Source organism: Terriglobales bacterium (assembly GCA_035624475.1).
Classification (GTDB): Bacteria; Acidobacteriota; Terriglobia; order Terriglobales; family Acidobacteriaceae; genus DASPRL01.
In genome coordinates this window covers 1-4,238 of sequence record DASPRL010000191.1, presented here as the reverse complement: position 1 = coordinate 4,238, position 4,238 = coordinate 1, and the positions used below count along the sequence as shown (strand labels likewise).

Below are 4,238 nucleotides of genomic sequence, written 5' to 3'. Positions count from 1 at the left end.
TCACGAACCGGCCCTCCGGCACGCGCACCATGGCCGGGAAAACAGCCTCGTTTGCGACAGACGTTCGAAGCGCGGCCCGGCGGCTCATCGTCCCCACAGGCTAGCACACGCCCACAAAGCAAGAGGCCCGGGCCTGAGACCCGGGCCTCGTTCTTCTTCCTCGAGCCTACTTGATCCCGGCCAGCTCCTGCAGGCGGTGCCAGTTCTCCAAGCGCTCCTGCTGGGCCTTGAGGATCACCTCGTCGGGCTTGCCGTCCAAGCCGAAGTGCCGCGCGAAGCGCCCTTCGGTGCGCGCGAAGGCGACGAAGTCCAGCGGCCCGCCCGTGTGCGGGTCGGTGAACCAGTCTTCCTTCAGCGCCGGGTTGCCCTGCAGGCTGATGCGTTCTTTCAGTCGCTCGCCCTTGCGGGGATCGTGGATGAGCAGTGGGAAGGCCCGCGACTCCACCGCCAGCTTGGCCTGAGCCACGGCGCGGTCGTCGCCGATGCCGTGCTCGGGCTGGCAGGCGGCGTAGGCGATGATCACCGCCGGCCCGGGATACTCGTTGGCCGCCATCACCGCCTTCAGGAAGTGGTTGAGGTGCCCGGCGGTGGTCTGGGCCACGAAGGTGTTGGGATGCATCATCAGGATCTGCGCGATCTCCTTGCGGCGCTCGCGCTTCCCGGGCTGGTCCTTGCCGTAGGCCGCCATCTTGGCGTCCTGCGCGGTGAAGGTGGAGGTCGAGGTCTGGCCGCCGGTGTTGGAGTACACCTGCGTGTCCAGCACCAGCACCTTGATGTCCATCCCCGACATCAGCATGCGCGAGAGCGACTGGAAGCCGATGTCGTACATGGCGCCGTCGCCGCCCAGCACCCACAGCCGCCGCAGGCCGTGGCCCTCCTGGTTCCAGCGCAGGCGCACGCCCATGGCGTCGGCGGGCGCGTTCTCGAACAGCGAGTTGGTCCACGGCACCGCAAACGGGTTGAAGGGATAGGTCGACCCGAAGACCGAGTTGCAGCCGGTGGCGGCCACGATGCCGATGTTCTCCTTGCCGTACTGGAAGCCGGTGGCCGCCAGCATCAGCCGCACCGCGGTAGCTTCTCCGCAGCCCATGCACGACCCCGCCCCGCCCGCGAAGAGCAGGGAAGAGGAGGAGAGCATCATGTCGGCCAGCGCCTTCTCGTTGATGAAGCGCTGGGGCGTGTCGGGGAGATGGTGGAAGAGGTCCATGCCCAGATCGTAGGCGGGCATGTCCAGCTCCGCCTTGGGTTTCATGGCCAGAGCATTGTGCGTGCCGCAGGCAGTGATGCATTCGCCGCAGCCCTTGCACTTGTCCGGATCCACGAAGAGGCCGAACAGCCCGCCCGGCTCGCCCTTCTTCACGAACAGGTCGTGGTACTTGTTGGTGACGGCGAAGTGGGCGCGCAGGTTCTCGCGCAACTCGGGACGCTCGACCGCCGCCAGCTTCACTTCCAGCACCGGCTTCTCCACCACCTTCGCCAGGATGGCGGTGTCGGGACACTCATTCACGCACTCCATGCAGCCGACGCAGGCCGAGGCCAGGAAGACGGGGATGTCGGGGGCCAGGTTGCGGAAGCTGCGCTGCATGGCGCTGGAGGCCGGCATCAGGCTGCGGGCCACGTACTCGTCGGCTACCAGATCATCTTCGCGCCCCTGGGCGTAGCTGCCGATCACCTTCTCGCAGAAGTCGGGCATCACCGGGCCTTCCGCGGGCGGCGGGGCCACCTGGAAGCGGTGGTCGCCGTTGCGCTTCGCGGCCGCCGCGGTGTCCTCTTCGGCCGGCGGAACGACCTCCACGAGTTCGTCATAGCCGCGGCGGGCGGCCGCCATGTTGTCCTTCACCACCTGCGCCCCGCGCTTGCCGAAGTACTTGTGCAGGGTCTTTTCCAGAGCGGTGAAGAGCTGCTCCTCGCTCAGCCCGGCGCGCTCGCGGAAGGGCGTGAGATGTAGGAAGGCGCCCATCAGCACGATGCCCTGCATGCGCACCTGCAGATCGGCCCGGCTGGCCGACTCGCGCGCGATGCGGTTCGCGTCCAGCGCGAACACCCGGTACTTCTTCTCCCGGATCTGCCGGCGCGCCGCCGGCGGCAGCGAATGCCACACCTCGCCGACGGGCTTGCTCGACTGCAGGTACACGATGCCGCCCTCCGCCAGCCCCGCCAGCGGGTTGCCGGTCAGGAAGGCGTTGGCGTCCTGGATGGCCACGAACTCCACCGTGGCCAGTTCGCAGTGCAGCCGGATGAACTCCGGCGCCAGCGTCAGGTAGTAGTTGGTGGGCAGGCCCTTCTTCTCCGAGCCGTACTTGGGGAAGGCCTGGGCGTAGAGGCCGAAGAGGTCCGAAGCCACGCTCGCCATCACCTTGTTGGTGGTCACCGAGCCGAAGCCGCCCACGGAGTGTCCGCGCAGGGAGAAGGCGCCCTTGGGGCGGACGTCGGGATCGGCACCCACTTCGAGCGCGTCGGGATGCTTGATGTTCAGGGCGAAGAAGCGGCGCCCGTTGCCGATCATGTTCTCGGCGGCGGCCACGAAATGCCCGGGGCGGATGTCGCGCCCGCCCAGCCCCGCCACCCCGGAGAAGATCTCCGGGCGGCGGCCGAAGCGGACTACTGAACTCTCCGTCTGCGCGTCGCTCAGCGCCGCTTTGACCTCCATGGTCAGCGGGTTCGACTGCGCCAGGGGGACGTCGCAGCGCTCGATCACCGCCACCGCGTGGCAGTTCTTGAGCAGGGCGGCCAGCTCGAAGGTGGGGAAGGGGCGGAAGCTGACTAGGGTGACGCACCCGATGCGCACCCCGCGCTCGCGCAGGTAGTCCACCGTGGCTTCGGCCGTGTCCATCATGGAGCCCATGCCCACGAAGGCGTAGTCGGCGTCCTCCATGCGGTAGGGACGCAGGAAGTCGTAGTGCCGGCCGGTGCGCGCGCTGTAGTCGTGCATGGCGTTGAGCAGCGCCGGGGCCACCCGGTCGTAGAAGGCGCGCTGCGCCACCTTGCCCTTCATGTAGCTGTCCTGGTTCTGCACCGGGCCGCTCAGCATGGGGTGCAGGGGATCGAAGAGGTTGCGGATACGATCCTGCGGACGCCCCACGAACTCGCGCATCAACTCGGCCTCGGGCAGGCGGATGGTCTCCAAGGTGTGCGTGGTCAGGAAGCCGTCCTGGACGTTCATGAACGGGGTCTCGGAATCCTCGGCGGCGCGGCGCGCGATCAGGGCCAGGTCGGCGGCCTCCTGCGCGTTGCGCCCGAAGAGCATGCCCCAGCCGCAGTCGGCCACCCCCATCACGTCGTCGTGCCCGGCGTGCACGTTGAGCGAGTGCGAGGTCAGCGCCCGCGCCCCGATGTGGAAGACCACGGGCAGGCGCTTCCCCGCGATCACGTACAGCACTTCCTTCATCAGGATCAGCCCCTGGCCGCTGGTGAAGTTGGTGACGCGGCCGCCCGCCAGGGCGAAGCCTTCGCAGGCCGAGGCCGAGCTGTGCTCCGACTCCGGCTCCAGGAACTGCAGCGGCTCGTCCCACAGGTTGCGGGTGCCGTTGGCGTACTCCATGGCGAAGCCGTCGCCCATGGGGGTGGAGGGGGTGATGGGATAGGCGCAGGCCCCCTGGCAGATGTGCGACTCCACCCACACCACCGCGCCCGAGCCGTCGACGGTGGAGATGTTGCCGGGATACGGGGGCGCGATCTTCTCTTCCGGGGTATGAATGCGGGTATCAATGCTGGTAGCGGACACGGTTCCTCCAGGATTGCGGCCCGCGGCCGCGGGCGGAGGGAGCGCCAGGTTCGGCGGCCTCCGCCCGCAGCAGCAGGCAAAAACTTGTTCTCGTGGGACAGCCGGCGAGGTCGTGCGCGGCTCTCATAGGAAGCCGCTCAACTGGCGCTCTTCCAGAGCCACGTGCGCGCCCAGGTCGCGGGCGAACTGCGCGCCCGATTCCTTGATGTGGCAGACGGCGGTGTCCAGGTCGTTCGAACTCTCGAACTCCTGCAGTGCCGCCAGGAAGGCCTTGAACTCCACCCCCAGCTCCTTGTGCTGCCGCTTCATCTCGGCGGCGAAATCGGCCAGCTCGGGGCTGATGCGTGCCACCGTGGTCAGCACCGTGGCTTCCTCGCGCACGAAGTGGGTGGGCAGCAGCACCTTCAGGTCGTGGCCCAGCTCGCGCACCTTGCCGGCAGTGGCCAGGTCGGCATAGACCTCGGAGTAGCAGACCAGGTGGTCCAGCGCCCACTGCAACTCGGCCAGCTCCGCG

At 68.1% G+C, this 4,238-nt stretch carries 2 protein-coding genes; both read right to left on the bottom strand.

What is annotated here, in order from left to right:
* Window positions 1-166 precede the first annotated feature (166 nt).
* On the bottom strand, window positions 167-3,724 hold the full coding sequence (locus tag VEG08_07975; GenBank protein ID HXZ27920.1) for a 2-oxoacid:acceptor oxidoreductase family protein: 3,558 nt from the start codon (window positions 3,722-3,724) through the stop codon (window positions 167-169).
* Between the two features lie 123 nt (window positions 3,725-3,847).
* The coding region (locus VEG08_07970; GenBank protein HXZ27919.1) for a hemerythrin domain-containing protein at window positions 3,848-4,238 on the bottom strand (391 nt) is incomplete at its 5' end.